Genomic DNA, 26,069 nt, shown 5'->3' on the forward strand with positions numbered 1-26,069 from the left:
AGGATAGCAAATTACTTTCTCAGTAAAATCTCTTCAACGCTGTGGTCTGGCCCTTTCTTTAATACCAACTGCGCTCGCCCTTTGGTTGGCAATATATTTTGGTTGAGGTTAAGGCCGTTGATTGAATGCCAGATATCTTTCGCCTTTGTAATTGCTTGCTGCTCACTCAATTGAGTGTAATGGCTAAAGTACGACCCCGGTTTTAAGAAGGCCCCCTGGCGAAACTTTAAGAATCGCTGGATGTACCAATTCTCGATAACGTCAGTATCGGCATCGACATACAGGGAAAAATCGAGAAAGTCGGATACAAACACTCGGTGAGGCTCTTGCGGGTAATCCATACCGCTTTGTAAAACATTCAACCCTTCAATAATCAGTACATCAGGGCGATCGATGGTTTTTACTTCATCAGTAATGTCGTAAGTGATATGAGAATAAACCGGCACAGTTAAGTTCGGTTTACCGGCTTTCACGTCGGAGACAAACTCCACCAAGCTTTTGATGTCGTAAGATTCCGGAAAGCCTTTACGGTGCATGATACCGCGATCATCCAACACCTTTTTGGGATACAAAAATCCGTCGGTGGTGACTAGCTCAACTTTTGGATGATTCTCCCAGCGCGAGAGTAGGGCTTTGAGTAGGCGAGCCGTTGTGCTTTTGCCTACCGCGACACTACCAGCAATACCAATAATAAAAGGGGGCGCGCTATCTTGGCCGCCTAAAAAACTGTGCAACACTGAGTTACGGCTTTGGCGAGCCGCGATATAAAGGTTGAGTAGGCGAGCGAGTGGCAAATAGATCTCTACCGACTCTTGCATGGTTAGGCTTTCGTTTACGCCTTGTAGCTCTTTTAAGTCTTCTTCTGACAGCGTCATTGGCACGGCATTACGCAGTTCAGCCCATTGCTGTCTATTAAAAGAGAGATACGGTGTCATGGTCTTCCTAACTCAGGTTCTTCATATGCGAGCAGCGAAAATACATCAACCCGAAAAGAAAGCAAATGGCTGACGCTGCAGATTTGTTTTTATTGCTTGAAATTGTGCGAAAATTCAGCAAATGAACAGAAAGAGAGGAAAAAGTTTACTTTTTTTGAATTTGCTATTGCAAGGCAGAAAATCATTCAATAGAATGCGCACCACTTATGCCGACTTAGCTCAGTAGGTAGAGCAACTGACTTGTAATCAGTAGGTCACCAGTTCGATTCCGGTAGTCGGCACCATTCTCTCCACTAGCAGTGAGAATGGCTTAAAAATTTGGAGGGGTTCCCGAGTGGCCAAAGGGAGCAGACTGTAAATCTGCCGGCACTGCCTTCGATGGTTCGAATCCGTCCCCCTCCACCATATTCTTTAGGAAATAGCTCACAGAGTTACGTGTTGCGGGCATCGTATAATGGCTATTACCTCAGCCTTCCAAGCTGATGATGCGGGTTCGATTCCCGCTGCCCGCTCCACTCAAAAACGATGCTGATATAGCTCAGGCGGTAGAGCGCATCCTTGGTAAGGATGAGGTCCCCAGTTCGACTCTGGGTATCAGCACCAGCTCTCAGCAGACTTTTCCTTTTGATACTTTCTTTTTACTAAACTACGTTTAGTTGAGAATAAATTTTATACCAATACTTTTTGGTTGCGTGGTCGTCAAAGCCACCTAAATCCGTACCTAGAGGGACAACTCATGTCTAAAGAAAAATTTGAACGTACGAAACCGCACGTAAACGTTGGTACTATCGGCCACGTTGACCACGGTAAAACAACTCTAACTGCAGCTATCTGTACTACTCTTGCTAAAGTTTACGGCGGTGTAGCTAAAGACTTCGCATCTATCGATAACGCTCCAGAAGAGCGTGAGCGCGGTATCACAATCGCAACTTCTCACGTTGAGTACGATACTCCAACTCGTCACTACGCACACGTTGACTGTCCAGGACACGCGGACTACGTTAAGAACATGATCACTGGTGCTGCACAGATGGACGGTGGTATTCTTGTAGTTGCTGCAACAGATGGCCCAATGCCACAAACTCGTGAGCACATCCTACTAGGCCGTCAGGTTGGTATCCCATACATCATCGTATTCATGAACAAATGTGACATGGTTGACGATGAAGAGCTACTAGAACTAGTAGAAATGGAAGTTCGTGAACTTCTATCTGAATACGACTTCCCAGGTGATGACCTACCAGTTATCCAAGGTTCTGCACTAGGCGCACTAAACGGCGAAGAGCAGTGGGAAGCGAAAATCGTTGAACTAGCTGAAGCTCTAGATACTTACATCCCAGAGCCAGAGCGTGCAGTAGACCAACCATTCCTAATGCCGATTGAAGACGTATTCTCAATCCAAGGTCGTGGTACAGTTGTAACTGGTCGTATCGAGCGCGGTATCCTAACAGTAGGTGACGAAGTAGAAATCGTAGGTATCAAAGAAACTACAACTACTACTTGTACTGGTGTTGAGATGTTCCGTAAGCTTCTTGACGAAGGTCGTGCTGGTGAGAACGTTGGTGCACTTCTACGTGGTACTAAGCGTGATGAAGTTGAACGTGGTCAAGTACTAGCGGCTAAAGGTTCAATCAACCCACACACTAAATTCGAGTCTGAAGTATACGTACTGTCTAAAGATGAAGGCGGCCGTCACACTCCATTCTTCAAAGGTTACCGTCCACAGTTCTACTTCCGTACAACTGACGTAACAGGCGATATCTCTCTACCAGAAGGCGTAGAAATGGTAATGCCAGGCGATAACATCCAGATGACTGTTGAGCTAATCGCACCAATCGCAATGGACGAAGGTCTTCGTTTCGCGATCCGTGAAGGTGGCCGTACAGTAGGTGCTGGTGTTGTTGCTAAGATCTTCGCTTAATTCCTAGGGATTAGCTGAAGTCTTCGTAAAATCTTTGAATAAGATTTGACGAACCAGTAGCAAAAAGGGCATCATTTGATGCCCTTTTTCTTAGCTAAGCATAATGTTTGCTGATTTCTTGTCCAAGCAGATGTGAAGCAGGATTAATTGGTGGTTTTTTATCCGCTAATTAATAAAAAAGAGTACGTCGGTTCGTAAGAATTGCCGTTTCATGGATTTGCCCTGCAACAGCGGGGTTGTTGTCGTCTATATTAAGACTTGTGACAGGTTGGTTTTATGAAAGCAAATAATGCTGAAACTCCTGATAGCTCAAATGGCGCAGACATTTTTAAGTGGATCATCACTTTTGCTCTAGCCGCTGCCGCTGTTGTGGGTAATTACCTGTATGGTGAAATGTCTGTAGTGATTCGCGCTGCAGGTGTAGTTGTAGCCATTGCCGCGGCACTTGGTGTTGCAGCTACGACTACGAAAGGTAAAGCAGCAATCAGTTTTGCGAAAGAATCTCGCATGGAAGTTCGTAAAGTGGTTTGGCCAACACGCCAAGAAACTCTACAAACGACACTGATTGTTTTAGCTGTAAGTATTGTAATGGCTCTAGCACTTTGGGGCATTGACGGCATTATGGTTCGTCTTGTCGCACTAGTGACTGGGGTATAGAGGGTTTTTATTCATGAGTGAAGCTCCAAAAAAACGCTGGTATGTAGTTCAAGCCTTCTCTGGATTTGAAGGTCGTGTAGCTCAATCTCTTCGCGAGCATATCAAAATGCACAGCATGGAAGAGCTATTCGGTGAAGTACTAGTCCCTACTGAAGAAGTAGTGGAGATCCGCGCTGGGCAACGTCGTAAGTCTGAGCGTAAGTTCTTCCCTGGTTACGTTCTGGTTCAGATGATTATGAACGATGAATCATGGCACTTAGTGCGCAGTGTTCCGCGTGTCATGGGCTTCATTGGTGGTACCTCTGATCGTCCTGCTCCTATCTCTGATAAAGAAGCAGATGCGATCCTTAACCGTCTTGAGAAAGCAAGTGAAGCTCCTCGTCCACGTACTATGTACGAAGCGGGTGAAGTGGTTCGTGTTACTGACGGCCCATTTGCTGACTTTAACGGTACCGTTGAAGAAGTGGATTACGAAAAGAGCCGCATGAAGGTATCTGTATCGATCTTTGGTCGTGCGACACCTGTTGAGCTTGAATTTGGTCAGGTTGAAAAACTGGACTAAGACTCTTATTTAAAGAGTATAAAAAATCACCTTTTTAGGGTTGTACAAGGCGCGAATTATGACTATAATTTCGCGCCTTTTTACTTCTTTCGAAGTAAAAAGATTTTAATCAACGGGGAGCTGATCAGCCGATTAGCGTTACTACCCAAAATTTAGGAATTATCATGGCTAAGAAAGTTGAAGCTTACATCAAGCTACAAGTTGCTGCTGGTATGGCGAACCCAAGTCCACCAGTTGGTCCTGCACTAGGTCAACACGGTGTGAACATCATGGAATTCTGTAAAGCGTTCAACGCGAAAACAGAATCTATCGAGAAAGGTCTACCTACTCCAGTTGTTATCACTGTTTACAACGACCGTTCGTTCACGTTCATCACTAAGACTCCACCTGCTGCTGTTCTTCTTAAGAAAGCTGCTGGCGTTAAGTCTGGTTCAGGTCGTCCAAACACTGAAAAAGTTGGTACTGTAACTGACGCTCAAATCCAAGAAATCGCAGAAACTAAAGCTGCTGATATGACTGGTGCTGACATCGAAGCAATGAAGCGTTCTATCGCTGGTACTGCTCGTTCAATGGGCCTAGTGGTAGAGGGTTAATAAGATGGCTAAACTAACTAAGCGCATGCGCGTAATCCGCGAAAAAGTTGACGTAACTAAAGAATACGAAATCAACGAAGCTGTTGCTCTTCTTCAAGAACTAGCAACTGCTAAATTTGTTGAGTCTGTTGACGTTGCAGTTAACCTAGGCATTGATGCTCGTAAATCTGACCAGAACGTACGTGGTGCAACTGTACTACCTCACGGTACTGGCCGCGAAATCCGCGTTGCAGTGTTCACTCAAGGTGCAAACGCTGAAGCAGCTAAAGAAGCTGGCGCAGACATCGTAGGTATGGAAGATCTTGCTGAGCAAGTGAAGAAAGGCGAAATGAACTTCGACGTAGTTGTTGCTTCTCCAGATGCAATGCGCGTTGTAGGTCAACTAGGTACTATCCTAGGTCCTCGCGGTCTAATGCCAAACCCTAAAGTTGGTACTGTAACTCCTAACGTTGCTGAAGCAGTTAAGAACGCTAAAGCTGGTCAGGTTCGTTACCGTAACGACAAAAACGGCATCATCCACACTACTATCGGCAAAGCAAACTTCTCTGCTGAGCAAATCAAAGAGAACCTAGAGTCTCTTCTAATTGCTCTTAAGAAAGCTAAGCCATCTTCAGCGAAAGGTACTTTCCTGAAGAAAGTAAGCATCTCTACTACTATGGGTGCTGGTGTTGCTGTTGATCAGGCTAGCCTGAACACAGTTGCGTAATTAATTTTACGACACACTTATTTACTTAGGCGCAGAGTTCTCGTATAATTTTGCGCCTAATATTTGTGGTTGGGGCTGAACTTTGGTTCATTGAGTTCTTCATGAACTTGCTGTGAATTATGACCCAGTCTCCGTCCAAGACCGTAGGTGTCTGCTATAAGTAGACTTAATTCTCCTACGTAGATGGTGCCCGAACTGACAGAAAGCTCTATTTTTAATAGTTACCTTTCTTCTGGGAAGCACCTCAATAGCTCTCACTGTCGTGATGATAGTGAGTGGTGTAACGACAACCAGGAGTAAATCCAAGATGGCTTTAAACCTTCAAGACAAAAAAGCAATTGTTGCTGAAGTCAACGAAGCTGCCAGTGGTGCACTTTCTGCAGTTGTAGCTGATTCTCGTGGCGTTGAAGTTGGTGCTATGACTTCACTACGTAAACAGGCTCGTGAAGCTGGTGTTTATGTACGTGTTGTTCGTAACACGCTTATGCGTCGTGCGGTTGAAGGTACAGACTACGAGTGTCTAACTGACACTTTCACTGGTCCTACTCTAATCGCATTCTCTAACGAGCACCCAGGTGCTGCAGCGCGTCTTTTCAAAGACTTCGCTAAAGAGAACAAAGACTTCGAGATCAAAGCTGCTGCATTTGAAGGCGCGCTAACTGACGCTGAAGTACTAGCGACACTACCAACTTACGACGAAGCAATTGCACGCCTAATGATGTGCATGAAAGAAGCTTCTGCAGGCAAGCTGGTACGTACTATCGCTGCACTACGCGACCAAAAAGAAGAAGCTGCGGCTTAAGCCTTGCTTTTCACTGGTTGCTATTTAAACTTATTGTTGATTTAAAAGAGAATTGTTATGTCTATTACTAACGAGCAAATCCTAGACGCAGTTGCAGAAATGTCTGTAATGCAAGTTGTTGAACTAATCGAAGCAATGGAAGAGAAATTCGGTGTTTCTGCTGCTGCTGCTGTTGTAGCTGGCGGCGCTGCTGCAGGCGAAGCTGCTGCTGAGCAAACTGAATTCGACGTAATCCTAACTGCTGCTGGCGGTAACAAAGTTGCTGTAATCAAAGCAGTACGTGGCGCAACTGGCCTAGGTCTTAAAGAAGCTAAAGGTCTTGTAGACTCAGCTCCAGCACCTCTAAAAGAAGGCGTTGACAAAGCTGAAGCTGAAGCTCTTAAAGCACAGCTAGAAGAAGCAGGCGCTTCTGTTGAAGTTAAGTAATTATTACTTAATTTCTTAGCCGAACGGCTAATGGCTGGTGGTTTTATAACCACCGGCCTTTTTGCGCTGTAGGGTCTTGGTGAATTTTCCCGCTGTTTAAACACCACTGCCCGAGCAAAAATCATTGAGTTCTGACGAACTTGATGTCACCACCTTAAACAGTCGTTAGTCACTGTCCCCCCATCTCACATGGCGAGACGGACAGTTTGGGTCACTTATCAGCGAGCTGAGGAACCCCATGGTTTACTCTTATACCGAGAAAAAGCGCATCCGTAAGGACTTTGGTACTCGTCCACAAGTTTTGGACATTCCATACCTGCTATCGATCCAGCTCGATTCGTTCGAAAAATTTATCGAACAGGATCCTGAAGGGCAGTACGGTCTAGAGGCTGCTTTCCGTTCTGTATTCCCTATCCAGAGCTACAACGGCAACTCTGAGCTGCAATACGTTAGCTACCGTCTTGGTGAGCCAGTATTTGATGTTAAAGAATGTCAAATCCGCGGCGTAACGTACTCAAAACCACTACGCGTAAAACTACGTCTAGTTATTTTTGATAAAGACGCGCCAGCAGGCACCGTTAAAGACATCAAAGAACAAGAAGTCTACATGGGCGAAATTCCGCTTATGACAGACAATGGTACCTTCGTAATTAATGGTACCGAGAGGGTTATCGTATCCCAGCTGCACAGAAGCCCTGGCGTTTTCTTCGACAGCGATAAAGGTAAGACCCACTCATCAGGTAAAGTTCTATACAACGCACGTGTTATTCCTTACCGTGGTTCATGGCTTGATTTCGAGTTTGATCCTAAGGATAACCTGTACGTACGTATTGACCGTCGTCGTAAGCTTCCAGCATCTATCATTCTTCGCGCACTAGGTAAGACGACAGAAGAGATCCTGGACATCTTCTTCGAGAAGGTGAACTTCGAAGTTAAAGATCAAACTCTACTTATGGAGCTTGTTCCTGATCGTCTACGTGGTGAAACTGCGTCATTCGACATCGAAGCAAACGGCAAAACTTACGTTGAGACTGGTCGTCGTGTAACTGCACGCCACATTCGTCAGCTTGAAAAAGATGGCGTTGAGCACATCGAAGTACCAGTAGAGTACATCGTTGGTAAAGTTGCATCGAAAGATTACATCAATGAAGACACTGGCGAGATCATCGTTGGCGCTAACCAAGAAATTAGCTTGGAAGCTCTTGCGAACCTATCTCAAGCTGGTCACAAAGCTCTACAGACGTTATTTACTAACGATCTAGACCATGGTCCATTCATGTCAGAAACTGTACGTGTCGACAGCACTGTTGATCGTATTTCTGCACTGGTAGAAATCTACCGCATGATGCGCCCTGGCGAGCCACCAACGAAAGAAGCTGCGGAAGCTCTATTCGAAAGCCTATTCTTCTCTGAAGAGCGTTACGATTTATCAACTGTTGGCCGTATGAAGTTCAACAGCTCAATCGGTCGTGAAGATGCACTAGAGCAAGGCACACTAGATGAGCTAGATATCATCGAAGTGATGAAGAAGCTTATCGCTATCCGTAACGGCATCGGTGAAGTGGACGATATCGACCACCTAGGTAACCGTCGTATCCGTTCTGTTGGTGAAATGGCTGAGAACCAATTCCGTGTTGGTCTTGTACGTGTTGAACGTGCAGTGAAAGAGCGCCTAAGCCTTGGTGACCTTGATGCAATCATGCCTCAAGATCTAATCAACGCTAAGCCTATTTCAGCAGCGGTTAAAGAATTCTTTGGCTCTTCACAGCTTTCACAGTTCATGGACCAAAACAACCCTCTATCAGAAGTTACGCACAAGCGTCGTATCTCTGCATTGGGTCCAGGCGGTCTTACTCGTGAACGCGCAGGCTTCGAAGTACGTGACGTACACGTAACTCACTACGGTCGTCTATGTCCGATCGAAACGCCTGAAGGTCCAAACATCGGTCTGATCAACTCACTATCTGCATTTGCACGTTGTAACGAGTACGGTTTCCTAGAGACTCCATACCGTCGTGTAGTAGATGGCGTAGTAACAGACGAAGTAGATTACCTATCTGCAATCGAAGAAGGTCAGTACGTTATCGCTCAGGCGAACACGGTTCTGACTGAAGAAGGCACATTTGCTGAAGAGCTAATCACAGCTCGTCAGAAAGGTGAATCTGGTCTTCACCCACGCGAACATGTTAACTACATGGACGTTGCAACAAACCAAGTAGTATCTATTGCTGCATCGCTTATCCCGTTCCTAGAACACGATGATGCGAACCGTGCATTGATGGGTGCGAACATGCAACGTCAGGCAGTTCCAACACTTAAGGCTGATAAGCCTCTAGTTGGTACTGGTATCGAGCGTAACATCGCAGTTGACTCTGGTGTTACAGCGGTAGCTAAACGTGGTGGTACAGTCCAGTCTGTAGATGCTTCTCGTATCGTTGTTAAAGTTAACGAAGACGAGCTAGTACCTGGTGAAGCAGGTATCGATATCTACAACCTAACTAAATACACTCGTTCGAACCAAAACACGTGTATCAACCAGCGTCCATGTGTGATGCCGGGTGAACCTGTAGCACGTGGCGACGTTCTTGCTGATGGTCCTTCAACAGACCTTGGTGAACTAGCGCTTGGTCAGAACATGCGTATCGCGTTCATGCCTTGGAACGGTTACAACTTCGAAGACTCGATCTTAGTATCTGAGCGCGTAGTTCAAGAAGACCGCTTCACGACTATCCACATCCAAGAACTATCTTGTGTGGCTCGTGATACCAAGCTTGGTGCTGAAGAGATCACTGCTGATATTCCAAACGTAGGTGAGTCTGCTCTATCTAAACTAGATGAGTCAGGTATCGTTTACATTGGTGCAGAAGTGAAAGGCGGTGACATCCTTGTAGGTAAAGTAACGCCTAAAGGTGAAACTCAGCTAACTCCTGAAGAGAAGCTACTACGTGCTATCTTCGGTGAAAAAGCATCAGACGTTAAAGATACGTCTCTACGCGTACCTAACTCTGTTTCAGGTACTATCATCGATGTTCAAGTATTTACTCGTGACGGTGTTGAAAAAGACAAACGTGCACTTGAAATTGAACAGATGCAGCTGAAAGAAGCGAAGAAAGACCTAACTGAAGAATTCCAGATTCTTGAGGGTGGCCTTCTAAACCGTGTTCGCGCTGTACTAATCGAAGGTGGTTACGCTGAAGCTAAACTAGACACGACTGATCGTAAGAAGTGGCTAGAGCTAACGCTAGAAGATGACGCACTACAAACTCAGCTAGAGCAACTTGCTGAGCAGTACGACGAGCTTAAAGCTGACTTCGATAAGAAGTTCGAAACTAAGCGTCGCAAGATCACTCAAGGTGATGATCTAGCGCCGGGCGTACTGAAGATCGTTAAGGTTTACCTAGCGGTTAAACGTCGCATCCAACCTGGTGATAAGATGGCCGGTCGTCACGGTAACAAGGGTGTAATCTCTAAGATCAACCCTGTTGAAGACATGCCATACGATGAGAAAGGTCAGCCTGTAGACATCGTACTTAACCCACTGGGTGTACCATCGCGTATGAACATCGGTCAGATCCTAGAAGTACACTTAGGTTTGGCAGCGAAAGGTATCGGTGACAAGATCAACCAGATGGTGAAAGAGCAGCAAGAACTTGCGAAATTCCGTGACTTCCTGCAGAAAGTTTACTCTCTAGGCGATACTCGCCAGAAAGTAGATGTTGCAGCACTAACGGATGATGAAGTTCGTACACTGATCAAGAACCTACGTGGCGGTCTACCAATTGCGACTCCAGTATTTGACGGTGCTCCTGAATCATCAATCAAAGCGCTTCTTGAGCTAGCAGACCTACCAACGTCTGGTCAGCTAACGCTATTTGATGGTCGCACAGGTGATGCGTTTGAGCGTCCTGTAACTGTAGGTTACATGTACATGCTGAAACTAAACCACCTTGTTGATGACAAGATGCACGCTCGTTCAACTGGTTCGTACAGCCTAGTAACTCAGCAACCACTTGGTGGTAAAGCTCAGTTCGGTGGTCAGCGTTTCGGTGAGATGGAAGTATGGGCACTAGAAGCATACGGTGCTGCTTACACGCTTCAAGAAATGCTAACTGTTAAGTCGGATGACGTTAACGGCCGTACTAAGATGTACAAAAACATCGTAGACGGAAACCACAGCATGGAACCTGGCATGCCAGAATCATTCAACGTACTGTTGAAAGAGATCCGCTCGCTAGGTATCAACATCGAGCTAGAAGACGAAGAGTAATCCCTTTTTCTTATAGAGAAAGCTGATTATTTGGTTGAAGGTGCTCACTTTTGCGGGTGAGCCCCTTTTAACTCCTTACAGGAGCTGATTGTGAAAGACTTATTAAACTTTCTAAAAGCGCAGCATAAGACCGAAGAATTTGATGCAATCAAAATCGGTCTATCTTCACCAGACATGATCCGTTCATGGTCTTTCGGTGAAGTTAAAAAACCTGAAACGATCAACTACCGTACGTTCAAACCTGAACGTGATGGTCTGTTCTGTGCGCGTATCTTTGGTCCAGTAAAAGACTACGAATGTCTTTGTGGCAAATACAAGCGCCTGAAGCACCGTGGTGTTATCTGTGAGAAGTGTGGCGTTGAAGTTACACAAACTAAAGTTCGTCGTGACCGTATGGGCCACATCGAGCTTGCATCACCAGTTGCTCACATCTGGTTCCTAAAATCGCTACCGTCTCGTATCGGTCTACTAATGGATATCCCTCTACGTGATATCGAACGTGTGCTTTACTTCGAAATGTACGTAGTAACTGAACCAGGTATGACTGATCTAGAAAAATCTCAGATGCTTACTGAAGAAGAGTATCTGGATCGTCTAGAAGAGTGGGGTGATGAGTTCACTGCTAAGATGGGTGCAGAAGCGATCAAGGACCTACTAGGTTCTATGGATATGCACGCTGAAGCAGAACAAATGCGCGAAGAGCTAGAAACAACTAACTCTGAAACTAAGCGTAAGAAAATCACTAAGCGTTTGAAACTGGTAGAAGCGTTTATTCAATCTGGTAACAACCCAGAGTGGATGATCCTGACTGTACTTCCAGTTCTTCCGCCAGATCTACGTCCTCTAGTACCTCTAGATGGCGGTCGTTTTGCGACTTCAGATCTGAACGACCTATACCGTCGTGTGATCAACCGTAACAACCGTTTGAAGCGTCTTCTAGAGCTAGCGGCTCCGGACATCATCGTACGTAACGAAAAACGTATGCTGCAAGAGTCTGTTGATGCGCTACTAGATAACGGTCGTCGTGGTCGTGCGATCACAGGTTCGAACAAGCGTCCTCTGAAATCTCTTGCTGATATGATCAAGGGTAAACAAGGTCGTTTCCGTCAGAACCTTCTAGGTAAACGTGTAGACTACTCTGGCCGTTCTGTAATCACAGTTGGTCCATACCTACGTCTGCACCAGTGTGGTCTTCCTAAGAAGATGGCACTTGAGCTATTCAAGCCATTTATCTACAGCAAGCTAGAGACTCGTGGTCTTGCGACTACAATCAAAGCTGCTAAGAAAATGGTAGAGCGCGAAGAAGCTGTCGTTTGGGATATCCTAGACGAAGTTATCCGTGAACACCCAGTACTATTGAACCGTGCACCTACACTTCACCGTCTAGGTATCCAGGCGTTCGAACCAGTACTAATCGAAGGTAAAGCGATTCAGCTACACCCACTTGTGTGTGCGGCGTACAACGCGGACTTCGATGGTGACCAAATGGCGGTTCACGTACCTCTAACTCTAGAGGCACAGCTTGAAGCTCGTACTCTGATGATGTCGACAAACAACATTCTGTCGCCAGCGTCAGGTGATCCGATCATCGTACCTTCTCAGGACGTTGTATTGGGTCTGTACTACATGACACGTGACAAGATCAACGTGAAAGGTGAAGGCATGTACCTTGCTGGCCCAGAAGAGGCTGAGAAGGCATACCGCACTAAGAGCGCTGAGCTACACGCACGCGTTAAAGTACGTATTACTGAAACAGTTAAAGACGAAGATGGCAACAGCACAACTGAGACTAAGATGGTTGATACAACTATCGGTCGTGCAATGCTATGGCAAATCGTTCCAGCAGGTCTACCGTTCAGTATCGTTAACCAAAAACTTGGTAAGAAGCAGATCTCTAACCTTCTAAACGAGGCGTACCGTAAGCTAGGTCTTAAAGACACAGTAATCTTCGCTGACCAAATCATGTACACAGGTTTCGCATACGCGGCACTTTCTGGTGTATCTGTAGGTATCAACGACATGGTTGTTCCACCTGCGAAATACACTGAAATCGCTGAAGCGGAAGAAGAAGTACGCGAAATTCAAGAACAGTACCAATCTGGTCTTGTAACAGCGGGCGAACGCTACAACAAAGTGATCGATATTTGGGCATCGACCAACGATCGCGTAGCGAAAGCGATGATGGAGAACCTATCTTCTGAAACGGTTATCAACCGTGACGGTGAAGAAGAGCAACAAGAGTCATTCAACAGCATCTACATGATGGCTGACTCGGGCGCTCGTGGTTCTGCAGCTCAGATTCGTCAGCTAGCTGGTATGCGTGGTCTGATGGCTCGTCCAGATGGTTCGATCATCGAAACGCCGATCACTGCGAACTTTAAAGAAGGTCTAAACGTACTACAGTACTTTATCTCTACCCACGGTGCTCGTAAGGGTCTAGCGGATACAGCACTTAAGACAGCGAACTCGGGTTACCTAACTCGTCGTCTAGTAGACGTAGCACAAGACGTAGTAGTAACTGAACATGACTGTGGCACTCACGAGGGTGTTGACATGATGCCTCACATCGAGGGTGGTGATGTTAAAGTTCCTCTAGCTGAGCTTGCTCTTGGTCGTGTAGTTGCTGAAGACGTTCTTAAGCCAGGTACTGAAGATGTTCTGATCCCACGTAACACTCTAATTGATGAGAAGTGGTGTCAGATCATGGAAGAGAACTCTGTAGATAGCATGAAAGTGCGCTCAGTAGTTACTTGTGATTCAGACTTCGGTTGTTGTGCACAGTGTTACGGTCGTGACCTAGCACGTGGTCACCTAGTGAACCAAGGTGAAGCAGTTGGTGTAATCGCTGCTCAGTCTATCGGTGAACCGGGTACACAGCTAACGATGCGTACGTTCCACATCGGTGGTGCGGCATCTACAGCAGCAGCTGAGAACAGCATCCAAGCTAAGACAACGGGTACAGTTAAGCTTCACAACGCTAAGTTCGTAACGAACAAAGATGGCAAGCTTGTTATCACTTCTCGTGCATCTGAACTAACCATCATCGATGAGTTCGGCCGTACGAAAGAGAAACACAAACTGCCTTACGGTTCTCTACTAAGCAAAGGCGACAACGACGCAGTTCAAGCTGGTGATACAGTAGCGAACTGGGAAGCGCACACAATGCCAATCATCACTGAAGTAGCTGGTCGCATCCAGTTCGTAGATATGATTGATGGTGTGACTGTTTCTCGTCAAACTGATGATCTAACAGGTCTATCTTCTTCAGAAGTTACAGATGCTGCGGCTCGTCCATCTGCAGGTAAAGATATGCGTCCAGCTATCAAACTTGTTGATGAGCAAGGTAACGATGTAATGATCCCTGGTACTGAAATGCCAGCTCACTACTTCCTACCTGGTAAAGCGATCGTTAACATCGAAGACGGCGCAGAAGTAGGCGTTGGTGATACTCTATCTCGTATCCCTCAGAAATCTGGCGGTAACAAAGATATCACCGGTGGTCTACCACGCGTAGCTGACCTATTCGAAGCTCGTAAGCCGAAAGAGCCTGCGATCCTTGCTGAGCACACAGGTACTGTGAGCTTCGGTAAAGAAACGAAAGGTAAGCGTCGTCTAGTGATCACTCGCGAAGGCAACGAGACTTACGAAGAAATGATTCCTAAGCATCGTCAGCTAAACGTGTTTGAAGGTGAGCGTATCGAACGTGGTGACGTTATTGCAGATGGCCCAGAGTCTCCGCATGACATCCTACGTCTACGTGGCATCCACGCTGTGACTCAATACATCGCGAACGAAGTTCAAGAAGTATACCGTCTGCAAGGCGTTAAGATTAACGATAAGCACATTGAGACTATCGTTCGTCAAATGCTACGTAAGTGTACTATTACTCACGCAGGTGACTCTGAGTTCCTACCTGGTGAGCAAGTAGAATACTCACAAGTTAAGATTGCTAACCGTGAACTAGTAGCTGAAGGCAAAGAGCCTGCACGTTTCGAACGTGAACTACTAGGTATCACTAAAGCATCTCTAGCAACTGAGTCGTTCATCTCTGCGGCATCGTTCCAGGAGACAACTCGCGTACTAACAGAAGCTGCGGTTTCTGGTAAGCGTGATGAGCTACGTGGTCTGAAAGAAAACGTAATCGTTGGTCGTCTAATTCCAGCGGGTACAGGTTTCGCTTACCACCAAGATCGTCAAGCTAAGCGTGTTGAAGAGCAAGAAGGTCCATCAGCTGAACAAGCGACAGACAACCTTGCAGCACTGCTTAATGCAGGATTTTCTTCAGAAGAATAAGCCTTCTAACGAGTAATCGTAAAGAGCACTAGCTTAAAATGATAAAAGGCACCTTAGGGTGCCTTTTTTGTTACCTAAAATGAAGACGTGTAGAGGTAAGCCTTTGTTTTGGCGATTTTTGTTATCCCCAAAACGTAAAAAGGCCGGCACTATCGTGCCAACCCTTTATACGATAATGATGTAAGCCTACTTATGCGCCCGGCGGCACCGCTAAGCTATCAGCAATAAGCTGAATAAGATGATCTTCTACTTCAAATCGCACTTCAATGATTTCGCCAATCGCCGACAAATCACTATCAAAATCATCTAAGGTATCGTCTTTATCGACCGCGGCATATTTGTCAGTAAAATTGAGTAATGGGTCGGTAGTTAGAACGATTTTAGCGTAAGTGCTATTAATATCGTCAGTTGCTTCAAAACCTGTTGAGCGCCATTGATCCATCACCATATCGTAAATTTTGAAATGGCCTTCAGAGATATAGTCGACAAGTTGCTGGCAGAAATTTTGAAGTTCAAGTGGCGTTGGAAGAGAAGAAAGAGCGGCTTTTTGAGTTGCGGGTTGAAGTGCGGCTAGCTGGCAATATTCAACAATCAACTTCTGTCTGGTTTCCAACCAATGGTCGATGACCTCACTTGAGCCACCCCATTGCTGCTGCGTTTGTTTGAATTTATTTAGCATGACCATGCCCTCATGATCGGATCACGTACATGTGATCATTAAACTTTGTTTAGCAAAGCGAATATAGATAAACAACCTATTGTCCTTACAAGAGCTTGCAGTTTATTACTCGTTTTTCTACAAACTCTGGTATGAAATTAGATTGCCAGTAAAATGGATGAACTGCAAGCAATGAGGGGTGGTAATGTTAAAGAAAGGTGACATAATCCGTACGCAGGATGCTTATTGGTGTGTTGTGTCAGGAAGTGACGTTTGGCTAGATAATGGCGCTCTACCGTTTGGTTCAGCAGAGGCTTTTAATTTACCCGAGCAACAAGCGATCTGTGTGGGAACGTATCAGGACAAGCCTGTGATGTGGCTGAATGATGAGCAAGTCGAACAGACGCTGCCTATGGGCTCTCTTAGGGATTGTTTAGAGTATCCTGAGCCTTTATTTTTATTGATGAGTAAAGCCGTTCAGTATGGCCATATGACGCAGAGCATACGTTTCTGCCCGCAGTGTGGTGGTCGAAATCACCTAAATCATAACCAACTTGCTATGCAGTGTGGCGAGTGCCGCACGTTACACTATCCGCGTATCTTCCCTTGTATTATCGTCGCTGTTCGCAAACAAGGTGAGATCTTACTTGCTCAACACCCGCGCCATCGTAATGGCATGTACACCGTGATTGCGGGTTTCCTAGAAGTAGGTGAAACCCTAGAGCATTGTGTCGCGCGAGAAGTAAAAGAAGAAACGGGCATTGAAGTAAAAAATATTGAGTACTTTGGTAGCCAGCCTTGGGCGTTTCCATCCAGTATGATGATGGCCTTTACCGCAGAGTATGCAAGCGGAGAGCTCACTCCGGATTACCGCGAATTGACCGATGCTCAGTGGTTTGCATTTGATCAACTGCCACCTGTTGCGCCAAAAGGTACGATTGCACGATCATTAATTGATCTGACGGTATCAGAATAAGCGACTAAATTTATTGAATAAACGGCAAAAAAAACCCTCCGAGAGGGAGGGGGTAAGTAAGATGTCGTTATGAGATGCTGAACACTGAGTGTTCAGTTTATAATTGTAGTTTTCGCTAGCGATGAATTTGTAACACTGTTGGAAGATAGGCGCAAACTAACTATTTAATAAAAAGTTGATAACTTGATCTGGGTTGCAAAGCACCCGGATTTTGCGAGCGAAACAGTGTTAGAATAGCGCCTCAAAAAATAAGGCCTAACGATTGGAAAAGCATAATGACCGAACTTAAAAATGATCGTTATCTGCGTGCGCTTTTAAAGCAACCAGTAGATTACACCCCAGTATGGATGATGCGCCAAGCTGGCCGATACTTACCTGAATACAAAGCAACTCGCGCAGAAGCGGGTGACTTCATGTCATTATGCCGTAACGCAGAGCTTGCTTCTGAAGTGACACTTCAACCATTACGTCGCTTCCCTTTAGATGCTGCCATTCTATTCTCTGACATTTTGACTATCCCTGATGCGATGGGTTTGGGTCTACGTTTTGAAACGGGCGAAGGCCCAGTATTTGATAAGCCAATTACATGCAAAGCCGATGTCGATAAGATTGGCATTCCTGATCCAGAAGGTGAACTGCAGTATGTAATGAACGCAGTGCGTCAGATCCGTAAGGATCTTAACGGTGATGTACCGCTGATCGGTTTCTCTGGTAGCCCGTGGACACTGGCAACTTACATGGTTGAAGGTGGTAGCTCTAAAGCCTTCACTAAGATCAAAAAGATGATGTACGCAGAGCCACAAACGCTGCACCTTCTACTTGATAAGCTAGCAGACAGCGTAATTGAATACCTTAACGCACAGATCAAAGCGGGTGCGCAATCTGTGATGGTGTTTGATACATGGGGTGGCGTACTTACCCCTCGTGATTACAACCTGTTCTCACTGCAGTACATGCACAAAATCGTTGATGGTCTCATTCGTGAAAACGACGGCCGCCGCGTACCAGTAACTCTGTTTACTAAGAATGGTGGTATGTGGTTAGAGCAAATCGCAGCAACAGGCTGTGATGCTGTTGGTCTAGACTGGACGATTAACATTGCTGATGCCAAAGCGCGTATTGGCGATAAAGTTGCGCTGCAAGGCAATATGGACCCATCAATGCTTTATGCATCCCCTGAGCGTATCCGCGAAGAAGTAGCGACAATTCTTGAAGGCTACGGTGATGAAGGTACAGGCCACGTATTTAACCTCGGTCACGGTATTCACCTTGATGTGCCGCCAGAAAATGCTGGTGTGTTTGTAGAAGCGGTTCATGATTTGTCGAAACCGTACCACAAATAAGACATAGAAAACTCAAAGCGCCTGATAAGACCAGGCGCTTTTTGTTATCCGGTACACTGTATAACATCAACTAAAGTTGACTCGCCTAACTGACTTTTTGCAAATTTAGTTCGAAAGGTCAAAAGAGCCTCGTTATACTTGGTAGTAAACAGTAAGGGATACGAAATAAACAATGAAGACACGCGATAAAATTGTCCTAGCCGCATTAGAGCTATTTAACGAGCATGGTGAGCGAAACATCACAACCAATCATATCGCGGCGCATATTGATATTAGCCCCGGCAACCTTTACTACCACTTTGCGAACAAACAAGAGATTGTGCGCGAGATCTTTACTCTCTATTCCGATGAGCTGCTTGAGCGTTTCTCTCCTATTCAAGGGCAACAAGAAAGTCTTGTATTGCTTAAGCTGTACTTAAACTCGATTTTTACATTGATGTGGAAGTACCGTTTTTTCTACGCGAATTTGCCGGAAATTTTGCAACGCGACGAACAGTTGCATGATGATTACATCAGCGTGCAAGAAAAGTTGCAGACTAACTTAGTCAATATTATGGCTGCATTCGTAAGCCTTGGTCTTCTAAACGTTACCAAAGCGGAAATGAAGCCATTAGTGAGCACCTTGCACCTTATTGCAACTAGCTGGTTAGGCTATCAATCCGCGATGTCGCCAAAAACGCACATTACCGAAGAAGTGATTCATCAAGGTATGCTGCAAATGATCGCGGTGGTGAAACCCCGTGCGACGGCGATGGGTGTCGAGCAGCTGCAATTACTCGAAGATGGCGTTAAAGCTATGCATGCTTAACAAGTAAGCCTTTGCTGATCAATATAATGGTTGGCAAGGGTTTATAACCTTTCGCTCTTTGTTTGTTTGACAACAACAGGTTACTTTACTCCCATCAAGGAAAATGGCGAAGGGATGAAAGTAACAGTATGGACTATGATGTTTTTAACGGTGATGCCGATGGCATTATCGCGTTATTGCAGCTTCGATTAGCCTCCCCTAAATCCGCAACTCTCGTCACTGGGGTTAAGCGTGATATTCAGTTGCTCCAACCCCTTGCTATTACCGCTGATGACTCCTTAACCGTGCTGGATATTTCGATGAATCGAAACCAAGATGCATTGGAGAAGGCTTTAAATATCGGTGCAAAGGTCTTTTACGCTGATCACCATAAAGCTGACCGCATTCCTCAGCGTGACAATTTAACCGCTCACATTGATTTGGATGCCAATACCTGTACCGCGCTGATCATCGATCAACTGCTTAATGGTCGTTTTCATCACTGGGCTATAGCTGCCGCGTATGGGGATAATTTAATTGCTAAGGCGGATAGATTAGCAAGAGACGTAGGCTTAACCGCTGGGCAGAGTGAACAGTTGAAACAGCTAGGCACTTTGATTAATTACAATGGTTATGGCAGTCAGGTGGAGGATTTGCATTTTCACCCAGCTGAGCTGTTTAAAGAGCTTTTGGCTTATGATGATCCTTTTGCTGTCATTGCTGATCAAACCTCTCCCTTTCATCAGCTTAAATCTGCCTATCAAGTGGATATGGATAAAGCCATGTCGATGGCACCGACTCACCAAACCAAGCAATTTGCTTTGTACCGACTGGCTGATTGCGCCGCCTCGCGCCGTATTTCAGGTGTCTTTGGCAATGAATTAGCCAATCAAACGCCAAGTCGTGCTCATGCTGTGCTGACTGAAAATAGCGATGGGACGTTTGTGGTTTCTTTACGCGCTCCACTTGCTAACAAACAGGGGGCGGGGGAGCTATGTGCTCAGTTTGAAACCGGTGGTGGACGAGCTGCGGCTGGCGGGATTAACTGCTTACCCGCCCAGCAAGTCGAGGCGTTTATTCAAAAGGTAGAAAGCTATTATGCTTAATGGTTCAAGCTACGCTATTTGAGCCAGCGCTTCGGGTTTTGAGTCTTACTATTACGGCGGATTTCGAAATAGAGCGCCGCTTGGTCCTGACCGCCTGTGTCGCCAGCCAATGCAATAGACTCACCAGCAGTCACTTTGTCGCCTTCTTTCTTGAGTAAGCTTTGGTTGAAGCCGTATAACGTCATGTCGCCTTTACCATGGTCAAGTAACACTACTAATCCATAGCCGCGTAAGTAATCGGCAAATACCACAGTACCCGAATATACCGCTTTGACCGATTGGCCATAGTTCGCTTTGATCACCATACCTTTCCAGTTGATCTGTCCGGTTTGGCTGGTGCCATAGTTGTGCAGTATGCGGCCTTTGATAGGCCATGGCAGCTTGCCTTTTTGGCGGCTTAATCCATCCATAGGAACGGCATTGCGTTTCGCTGCTTTGGCAATCTCGGCTTTTAGGCGGGCTTCATTGCGTTGGAGTTCAGACAAGTAAACTTTGTCACTTGAGATGCTTTTTCTAATTTTACTGACGGTTCCTTTACGTTGCGACTGAGTTTTACTCAGTTGATTGCGCTTATTGGTCTGTTGAGTCAGTAGTTTTTTTATTTGTTGCTGCTCTAAAGTGAGTTGCTGTTCACTTTGTTCTAGCTCGGACACCGTTTGCTCAAGCTCAGCGATGGTCGCCGCACGCTGCTTGGCCAAGTGCTGGAAATATTGGCTCATGCGGTCTTCCTCAACACCTTGATTTAAGATGTTGGCCGAAGACTTCGCTCGCTGGGTCATATAATAAGTTTGCAATAACTGCTCAAGCTTTTCGCTTTGCTTGGCTTTATCGCTCTCTAACGCATCTATTTTTTTGGTTAATGCTTTGATATTGGCATCGGATTTTTTCAGTGATGCTTTGGTTTGCTTAATGTCACGCTCAAGCTGATTGATCGATAGCTCTTGGCTTTTGAGTGACTTTTGCAGTTGATCGAGTTTGTTTTTCTGCGAGTTTAGCGCTTGTTTCTGGCGAGATATCTCACTGGATACCCCTTTAAGCTCATTGTTAGAAGTGGCGTGAACAGAAGCAGGAGAGAATGCAGCAAGGCAAAAGAACAGCGCAAGTGGCTGTACAAGTTTGCGTTTGAATAAAGAGTTTGCTCTTAGCGACATTCGACCGTTCGATCCTAACTGGTTGATTGGCTGTCAGTATACATAAAGAATTTCTAAGGAAGAAAGGACAAAGTCAAAACTTGTCGCAGGATTCCTATTAATAATCGATATCGATGACAGGTGTAGATACAAAAACGCCCAAGCAGTGCTCGGGCGTTTTAAGCTGGATGATAAGGTTATTTAACGATAACTTTACCAGACATTTCAGCTGGGATTTCTAGACCAGCAAGGCTTAGCATTGTTGGTGCTAGGTCAGACAGTTTACCGCCTTCAACAAACTCAACTTGTTTGCTGCCTACGTATGCTAGAGGCACTGGTAGGTTAGTGTGCGCAGTGTGGATACCGCCTGTTTCAGGGTCGATCATCATTTCTGCGTTACCGTGGTCAGCGGTTACTAGAAGTTGACCATCAACTTCGTTGATCGCTTCGATAACACGGCCCATGCACTCGTCGATAGCTTCAATAGCTTTCTTCGCTGCTTCGTAAACGCCAGTGTGACCAACCATGTCAGGGTTAGGGTAGTTACAGATGATAGTGTCGTACTTACCTGACTTGATAGCTTCAACTAGCTTGTCAGTTAGCTCTGGAGAGCTCATCTCTGGTTGTAGGTCGTAAGTTGCAACTTTTGGAGAAGCAACGATTTGACGATCTTCACCTTCAAATTCGTTTTCAACACCACCGTTAAAGAAGAAAGTTACGTGTGCGTATTTCTCAGTTTCAGAGATACGTAGCTGAGTTTTACCTTGTTTAGATAACCACTCACCGTAAGTGTTCTCTAGAGATGCTGGTGGGAATGCGATCGCTAGTGGGATGTCCGCTGCGTATTGCGTTAGCATAACAAAGTTGATTGCTGGGAATACAGCGCGCTCGAAGCCATCAAATGCTGGTACGAAAGTACGAGTGATTTGACGTGCACGGTCAGCACGGTAGTTCATGAAGATAACAGCATCGCCGTCTTCAACGATCGCGTCTTCTTGGTCAGCTGTTTTGATTGCTGTCGCTTTAACAAACTCATCGTTTTCTTCACGTGCGTAAGCCGCTTCAAGGCCAGCAACTGCTGATTCAGCAGTGAACTCAGCTTTCGCTTGAGTGATTAGATCGTAAGCAACTTGAACTCGATCCCAGTTGTTGTCACGGTCCATCGCGTAGTAACGACCTACTAGAGATGCGACACGACCTTTGCCTAGTTTAGCGAATAGGTCTTGGAAGCGTTGCAGAGAGTTCTCTGCGCTACGTGGTGGCGTGTCACGGCCGTCAAGGAAGCAGTGTAGGTAGATCTTCTCTGCGCCACGTGCTGCTGCCATTTCAACGGCTGCGTAGATGTGGTCTTCGTGAGAGTGTACGCCACCTGGAGACATAAGACCCATGATGTGTACGGCTTTTTCACCTTTAACTGCTGCATCGATAGCTTCAACAAGTGCTGCTGTTTCAGCAAACTCACCGTCAGCAATAGACTTAGTGATACGAGTTAGGTCTTGGTATACAACGCGGCCTGCACCGATGTTTGTGTGACCTACTTCAGAGTTACCCATTTGACCATCAGGTAGACCTACGTCCATGCCTGAAGCAGCGATTAGAGTGTTTGGGTTGTTGCTAAATAGCTTATCCAAGTTTGGAGTTTCCGCATTTGCAACCGCGTTATTTGCTGTATCTTCACGGTGTCCGTAACCGTCAAGAATTACTAGAGCCAATGGCTTCTTAGCAGACATAGATAAAACCTCGTCAAATTTAAGTAACTTTTGGTATTGGGCATAGTTACCCAATGGCCTTGAAACAAAACTAGCGTAATTTTACTACACTTTTTAACCAAAACTGTAGGTTAAGATCAAATATTGTTTGTGATTTCGCGTAGCTATCTTTCATTGAGTAGCCTCATTTTTCTTAAGACTACATTGATAATGGGTATTATTCTCACCCAAAAGATAAGAATGTAAAGATGAAATTACCGATTGAATCGATAGCAATTTGCGTAATATATCTTCTACTGAACCAAGATCCCTGTGCCACAGACAGCCAATATTGCTCCTAACCAAGCATACCGATTTGGTCTGCGTTTGGTGTAAATCCAAAGTATAGGCAAAAGCATAATCGGTGTTGTAGAAGACAGTAGCGCAACCATGCCCACATCGCCTTCTTGTAAGGCATACAAGATCAATGTCATGCCAACCGCCATGGCAAGAAAGCCATTGAGTGCCGTGATGACAAAGATTTTTACGGTCATGGCGTTATGTGAGCGCGCCAATTTCGCTCCGGTAAAGAAGAACAAGCAATGAGCACTAAATGCGGTCATCATTCTTAATGCGGAAGCGGCGACAGGGTCGATGTCTGTTTGCATTACAGGTTTTGCGATAATACCACCTAGCGCTTGGCAAAGTGCGGCGAGTAGGCCAAGTCCAACCCCAATACTCACCTTGCCTTTGATGGTTTCTAGCTGATTACTGTCTTGCCCTCTGCGGCCAAAAAATATCGCGGTGACCACACCAACAAATACTAGACTGGCGCCAATGAACTCCCATTGCGTCATACGTTCAGTGAAAAGAAAATAGCCTAATACGGCAGAGAAAACTGCATGGCATGAAAAGAGTAAACCGGCCTGCCTAGGCCCCATTCGATTGAGACAAGCAAATAATGCAGTGTCACCAATGAAGATACCGATAAGGCCTGAGAGTAGCATGGCAGATAACGCAGACACAGTGACGCTATCCCAGCCACCGGTATACCAAGCCATAGAGGCGAGAATTAGGCTAGTGCATCCCATACGCCAGCGGCTATAGGAAAAGGTACCTAGATGTTGAGCAGGAGCGACCGAAAGTAAACTGGCGATAGCCCAAAGAAATGCGGCAGCAAGTGCCAGCCATTCGTATCCCATTGATTAACTCATCCATGTTTGGGATGCCCATGTAACGGGGTGTTACATGGGCGAGGCTGACAATATGCCTTAATTTAGATTGGATAGATAGATCAGACTTTAAAGCGGGCGACTGCTTGGCTCATCTCTTGTGCTGAGTGGTACATGTCGGTAGCACTTTCACTGCTTGAAACCGCTTGTTGCGATAGCACATCAGAGGCATCTTTAATGCCTTGGGTGTTACGGCTGATGTCTTCACTTACTGCGCGCTGCTCTTCGGCTGCACTTGCGATTTGCAGTGCCATGTCGTTGATTTGGCTAATCGCAGAGGTGATTTCACTTAAGCTCTCAAACGCTTGCTGTGCGTACTCCACACTGGTGTCAGCCAAAGAAGTACTGCTCTGCATGCTTGTTACTGCTTGCTTAGTATTGCTTTGCAGCGTTTCAATCATAGTACGAATTTCTTCGGTTGATCCGTGGGTACGTTGGCTCAATACGCGAACCTCATCCGCAACGACAGCAAAGCCACGGCCTTGGTCACCAGCACGCGCTGCTTCAATCGCCGCATTCAGTGCAAGCAAGTTAGTTTGCTCAGCGATCTCTTGAATGGTCGAAAGGATCTGATTAATGCTCTGAGTATTGTTTTCGAGTTCAGAGATAACTCCAGCTGCGGCAGTAACTTGCTCTGCAAGATCAACAATGGCTTCACGGTTTTTCTGAATCACTTGTTGGCCAGCTTCACAAGCCGTTGACGAGCTTTGTGATGCACTTGCTGTAAGCTCTGCGTGGTTTGCGACTTCAGCAGCGGTTGCTGACATTTCATGGATAGCCGTCGCAATCTGGTTAACATCGTTCTGCTGGTTTTCTACTTGCTGGTTAGATTGTTGTGACAGCTGGTTCGCTTGATCGGCTAAATTCGCCAGATTATCACTGCGGCTAATGATGCTCTTAATCATTTGCTGCATCTGCTCTAAGAAGTGGTTAACGTGCTCAGCCAGCTCGCCGATCTCATCCATACGTTCAATTTTGATGCGCTGAGTTAGGTCACCTTCACCTTGAGAAAGCTCTTTCAATGCACTCGACAATACTTGCAGTGGCGCAAGCAGCTTAGTGATCACGTAGGTGCTGATTGAAGCGATGATGATGTAAAGAATGATTGAAGCTATCGTCGTGAAACGCACTTGCTCAGAAACAGAGGCGAACGCCATGCCTTCATCTACAACAATACCAAGTGACCATTGGGTGTTTGGCACGCGATCCATATAAATCAGCTTATCGCCTTGGTTTGGCCAACTAATGGTTGAGAGGGAAGAGTTATCGATAAGTTGTGCGATTTTCTCTTTATTTAGCGATGGGTTGAGATCGGTAATCGCCTTTTGAGTCAGGCTTTCATCTTGATAAGCCACAATGTTATTGCTGCCATCAATTAGGAAAGCAAAACCATCGTTATCTAGGCTTACGTTCAATACTTCATCGATGATGTTAGTCACGGTTAAGTCTGCAGCCAATACGCCGTTACTTGCGCCACTGAATGCTTTAGCAAAGCTGACAACGATGCTGCCATCAAAGTCTTGATAAGGTTCGGTCAGTACTAATCCGTTTGACGATTTCGCATCTTGATACCAAGGACGAGTACGTGGGTCGTAATCTGCTGGCCAATCTTCCGTTTTATCACCGTAAGAGATGCTGCCATCTTCAAAACCCGCATAAACGGATAGGAAGTTACCAGCGCGCTTGGTGATAAGCATTTCACGCTCGTGATCAGGAGAATCTAAAATGGTTTTTTCGTTCGCCAACATCATATTGCTGCGAATGGCTAACCAATCACTGATGTAGCGCGTGGTCGCTACACTAACGTTAGACATTTCGCTATGAATAGCAGAAGAGGTTTCTTGTTTTAGTTGGCTAATCGAAATGTAGGCTTGAACGCCACTTACTATGGCAATAATGATAGCAATGGCTATTTGAATCTTAAGTTTAATGGTGCGTCTCATTGTGTTACTCCGTAAGAGAGACAATGGTAAGAATGTCGATTGTC

General features: G+C 45.7%; 19 protein-coding genes and 4 tRNA genes. 17 read left to right on the top strand and 6 right to left on the bottom strand.

Translation table 11 applies throughout. The features are described from left to right. Nucleotides 1-11: 11 nt before the first annotated feature. A complete protein-coding gene (gene coaA, locus MU515_RS15260; protein WP_260261281.1) occupies nucleotides 12-935 on the bottom strand; it encodes a type I pantothenate kinase in 924 nt (307 codons plus the stop codon). Nucleotides 936-1,143: 208 nt separating this feature from the next. On the opposite strand from coaA, the gene MU515_RS15265 reads away from it, so the two are divergent. The 13 genes from MU515_RS15265 to rpoC all read left to right on the top strand — a co-directional run bounded on the left by MU515_RS15265 (nucleotide 1,144) and on the right by rpoC (nucleotide 15,162). Continuing rightward, nucleotides 1,144-1,219, top strand: a tRNA-Thr gene (locus tag MU515_RS15265). Between the two features lie 36 nt (nucleotides 1,220-1,255). Beyond that, a tRNA-Tyr gene (locus MU515_RS15270) sits at nucleotides 1,256-1,340 on the top strand. Nucleotides 1,341-1,375: 35 nt separating this feature from the next. Next, a tRNA-Gly gene (locus tag MU515_RS15275) sits at nucleotides 1,376-1,450 on the top strand. A gap of 12 nt (nucleotides 1,451-1,462) precedes the next feature. Beyond that, nucleotides 1,463-1,538: transfer RNA gene (locus tag MU515_RS15280), tRNA-Thr, on the top strand. A gap of 133 nt (nucleotides 1,539-1,671) precedes the next feature. Further along, nucleotides 1,672-2,856, top strand: a complete 1,185-nt coding sequence (gene tuf / locus MU515_RS15285; protein WP_260261282.1) for an elongation factor Tu — start codon at nucleotides 1,672-1,674, stop codon at nucleotides 2,854-2,856. Nucleotides 2,857-3,132: 276 nt separating this feature from the next. Then, the gene (secE, locus tag MU515_RS15290; RefSeq protein WP_260261283.1) at nucleotides 3,133-3,513 is read left to right on the top strand and encodes a preprotein translocase subunit SecE; all 381 of its coding nucleotides are present in this window, start codon (nucleotides 3,133-3,135) and stop codon (nucleotides 3,511-3,513) included. A gap of 13 nt (nucleotides 3,514-3,526) precedes the next feature. Beyond that, entirely contained in the window at nucleotides 3,527-4,075 is a 549-nt protein-coding gene (gene nusG / locus MU515_RS15295) for a transcription termination/antitermination protein NusG (protein ID WP_260261284.1), read from the top strand. A 164-nt stretch (nucleotides 4,076-4,239) separates the two neighbouring features. Then, nucleotides 4,240-4,668 (top strand): 50S ribosomal protein L11, encoded by a 429-nt coding sequence (rplK, locus tag MU515_RS15300; RefSeq protein WP_006957115.1) that lies wholly within the window; start codon nucleotides 4,240-4,242, stop codon nucleotides 4,666-4,668. A gap of 4 nt (nucleotides 4,669-4,672) precedes the next feature. After that, nucleotides 4,673-5,374, top strand: coding sequence for a 50S ribosomal protein L1 (gene rplA / locus MU515_RS15305; RefSeq protein WP_053397182.1), 702 nt, complete (start codon nucleotides 4,673-4,675; stop codon nucleotides 5,372-5,374). A 307-nt stretch (nucleotides 5,375-5,681) separates the two neighbouring features. After that, nucleotides 5,682-6,176 carry a 50S ribosomal protein L10 gene (gene rplJ / locus MU515_RS15310; RefSeq protein ID WP_004415880.1) on the top strand — a complete coding sequence of 165 codons (495 nt, stop codon included), beginning with the start codon at nucleotides 5,682-5,684 and terminating at the stop codon, nucleotides 6,174-6,176. A gap of 57 nt (nucleotides 6,177-6,233) precedes the next feature. Next, nucleotides 6,234-6,602, top strand: a complete 369-nt coding sequence (gene rplL / locus MU515_RS15315) for a 50S ribosomal protein L7/L12 (RefSeq protein WP_237485425.1) — start codon at nucleotides 6,234-6,236, stop codon at nucleotides 6,600-6,602. A gap of 238 nt (nucleotides 6,603-6,840) precedes the next feature. After that, a complete protein-coding gene (gene rpoB / locus MU515_RS15320; RefSeq protein ID WP_260261286.1) occupies nucleotides 6,841-10,869 on the top strand; it encodes a DNA-directed RNA polymerase subunit beta in 4,029 nt (1,342 codons plus the stop codon). 90 nt (nucleotides 10,870-10,959) lie between these two features. Further along, the gene (gene rpoC / locus MU515_RS15325; RefSeq protein ID WP_260261287.1) at nucleotides 10,960-15,162 is read left to right on the top strand and encodes a DNA-directed RNA polymerase subunit beta'; all 4,203 of its coding nucleotides are present in this window, start codon (nucleotides 10,960-10,962) and stop codon (nucleotides 15,160-15,162) included. A gap of 190 nt (nucleotides 15,163-15,352) precedes the next feature. On the opposite strand, the gene rsd is transcribed toward rpoC, so the two are convergent. Continuing rightward, a complete protein-coding gene (gene rsd / locus MU515_RS15330; RefSeq protein WP_260261288.1) occupies nucleotides 15,353-15,847 on the bottom strand; it encodes a sigma D regulator in 495 nt (164 codons plus the stop codon). A gap of 178 nt (nucleotides 15,848-16,025) precedes the next feature. On the opposite strand from rsd, the gene nudC reads away from it, so the two are divergent. From nudC to MU515_RS15350, 4 genes are all read left to right on the top strand, one after another. After that, nucleotides 16,026-16,796 carry an NAD(+) diphosphatase gene (gene nudC / locus MU515_RS15335; protein ID WP_260261289.1) on the top strand — a complete coding sequence of 257 codons (771 nt, stop codon included), beginning with the start codon at nucleotides 16,026-16,028 and terminating at the stop codon, nucleotides 16,794-16,796. A 275-nt stretch (nucleotides 16,797-17,071) separates the two neighbouring features. Continuing rightward, the gene (hemE, locus tag MU515_RS15340; RefSeq protein ID WP_260261290.1) at nucleotides 17,072-18,139 is read left to right on the top strand and encodes a uroporphyrinogen decarboxylase; all 1,068 of its coding nucleotides are present in this window, start codon (nucleotides 17,072-17,074) and stop codon (nucleotides 18,137-18,139) included. A 172-nt stretch (nucleotides 18,140-18,311) separates the two neighbouring features. Further along, nucleotides 18,312-18,947 carry a TetR/AcrR family transcriptional regulator gene (locus tag MU515_RS15345; RefSeq protein ID WP_260261291.1) on the top strand — a complete coding sequence of 212 codons (636 nt, stop codon included), beginning with the start codon at nucleotides 18,312-18,314 and terminating at the stop codon, nucleotides 18,945-18,947. Between the two features lie 128 nt (nucleotides 18,948-19,075). Then, on the top strand, nucleotides 19,076-20,032 hold the full coding sequence (locus MU515_RS15350) for a DHH family phosphoesterase (protein ID WP_260261292.1): 957 nt from the start codon (nucleotides 19,076-19,078) through the stop codon (nucleotides 20,030-20,032). Between the two features lie 14 nt (nucleotides 20,033-20,046). Here the strand turns inward: MU515_RS15350 and MU515_RS15355 are convergent, their stop codons facing one another. The 4 genes from MU515_RS15355 to MU515_RS15370 form a co-directional block, all read right to left on the bottom strand. Then, entirely contained in the window at nucleotides 20,047-21,183 is a 1,137-nt protein-coding gene (locus MU515_RS15355; RefSeq protein ID WP_260261293.1) for a murein hydrolase activator EnvC family protein, read from the bottom strand. 176 nt (nucleotides 21,184-21,359) lie between these two features. Beyond that, nucleotides 21,360-22,892 carry a 2,3-bisphosphoglycerate-independent phosphoglycerate mutase gene (gpmM, locus tag MU515_RS15360; RefSeq protein ID WP_260261294.1) on the bottom strand — a complete coding sequence of 511 codons (1,533 nt, stop codon included), beginning with the start codon at nucleotides 22,890-22,892 and terminating at the stop codon, nucleotides 21,360-21,362. A gap of 272 nt (nucleotides 22,893-23,164) precedes the next feature. Beyond that, nucleotides 23,165-24,052, bottom strand: a complete 888-nt coding sequence (locus MU515_RS15365; protein ID WP_260261295.1) for a DMT family transporter — start codon at nucleotides 24,050-24,052, stop codon at nucleotides 23,165-23,167. 92 nt (nucleotides 24,053-24,144) lie between these two features. Then, nucleotides 24,145-26,025: a methyl-accepting chemotaxis protein gene (locus MU515_RS15370; RefSeq protein ID WP_260261296.1), complete on the bottom strand. Its 1,881-nt coding sequence runs from the start codon at nucleotides 26,023-26,025 to the stop codon at nucleotides 24,145-24,147. Between the last annotated feature and the right edge of the window lie 44 nt (nucleotides 26,026-26,069).

The sequence above is a fragment of the Vibrio intestinalis genome, assembly GCF_025195085.2.
Taxonomy (GTDB): domain Bacteria; phylum Pseudomonadota; class Gammaproteobacteria; order Enterobacterales; family Vibrionaceae; genus Vibrio; species Vibrio intestinalis.

Coding starts and splice junctions, on each gene's coding strand:
- coaA (WP_260261281.1), bottom strand. CDS start 935: ATGACACCGTATCTCTCTTTTAATAGACAGCAATGGGCTGAACTGCGT.
- tuf (WP_260261282.1), top strand. CDS start 1,672: ATGTCTAAAGAAAAATTTGAACGTACGAAACCGCACGTAAACGTTGGT.
- secE (WP_260261283.1), top strand. CDS start 3,133: ATGAAAGCAAATAATGCTGAAACTCCTGATAGCTCAAATGGCGCAGAC.
- nusG (WP_260261284.1), top strand. CDS start 3,527: ATGAGTGAAGCTCCAAAAAAACGCTGGTATGTAGTTCAAGCCTTCTCT.
- rplK (WP_006957115.1), top strand. CDS start 4,240: ATGGCTAAGAAAGTTGAAGCTTACATCAAGCTACAAGTTGCTGCTGGT.
- rplA (WP_053397182.1), top strand. CDS start 4,673: ATGGCTAAACTAACTAAGCGCATGCGCGTAATCCGCGAAAAAGTTGAC.
- rplJ (WP_004415880.1), top strand. CDS start 5,682: ATGGCTTTAAACCTTCAAGACAAAAAAGCAATTGTTGCTGAAGTCAAC.
- rplL (WP_237485425.1), top strand. CDS start 6,234: ATGTCTATTACTAACGAGCAAATCCTAGACGCAGTTGCAGAAATGTCT.
- rpoB (WP_260261286.1), top strand. CDS start 6,841: ATGGTTTACTCTTATACCGAGAAAAAGCGCATCCGTAAGGACTTTGGT.
- rsd (WP_260261288.1), bottom strand. CDS start 15,847: ATGGTCATGCTAAATAAATTCAAACAAACGCAGCAGCAATGGGGTGGC.
- nudC (WP_260261289.1), top strand. CDS start 16,026: ATGTTAAAGAAAGGTGACATAATCCGTACGCAGGATGCTTATTGGTGT.
- hemE (WP_260261290.1), top strand. CDS start 17,072: ATGACCGAACTTAAAAATGATCGTTATCTGCGTGCGCTTTTAAAGCAA.
- MU515_RS15345 (WP_260261291.1), top strand. CDS start 18,312: ATGAAGACACGCGATAAAATTGTCCTAGCCGCATTAGAGCTATTTAAC.
- MU515_RS15350 (WP_260261292.1), top strand. CDS start 19,076: ATGGACTATGATGTTTTTAACGGTGATGCCGATGGCATTATCGCGTTA.
- MU515_RS15355 (WP_260261293.1), bottom strand. CDS start 21,183: ATGTCGCTAAGAGCAAACTCTTTATTCAAACGCAAACTTGTACAGCCA.
- gpmM (WP_260261294.1), bottom strand. CDS start 22,892: ATGTCTGCTAAGAAGCCATTGGCTCTAGTAATTCTTGACGGTTACGGA.
- MU515_RS15365 (WP_260261295.1), bottom strand. CDS start 24,052: ATGGGATACGAATGGCTGGCACTTGCTGCCGCATTTCTTTGGGCTATC.
- MU515_RS15370 (WP_260261296.1), bottom strand. CDS start 26,025: ATGAGACGCACCATTAAACTTAAGATTCAAATAGCCATTGCTATCATT.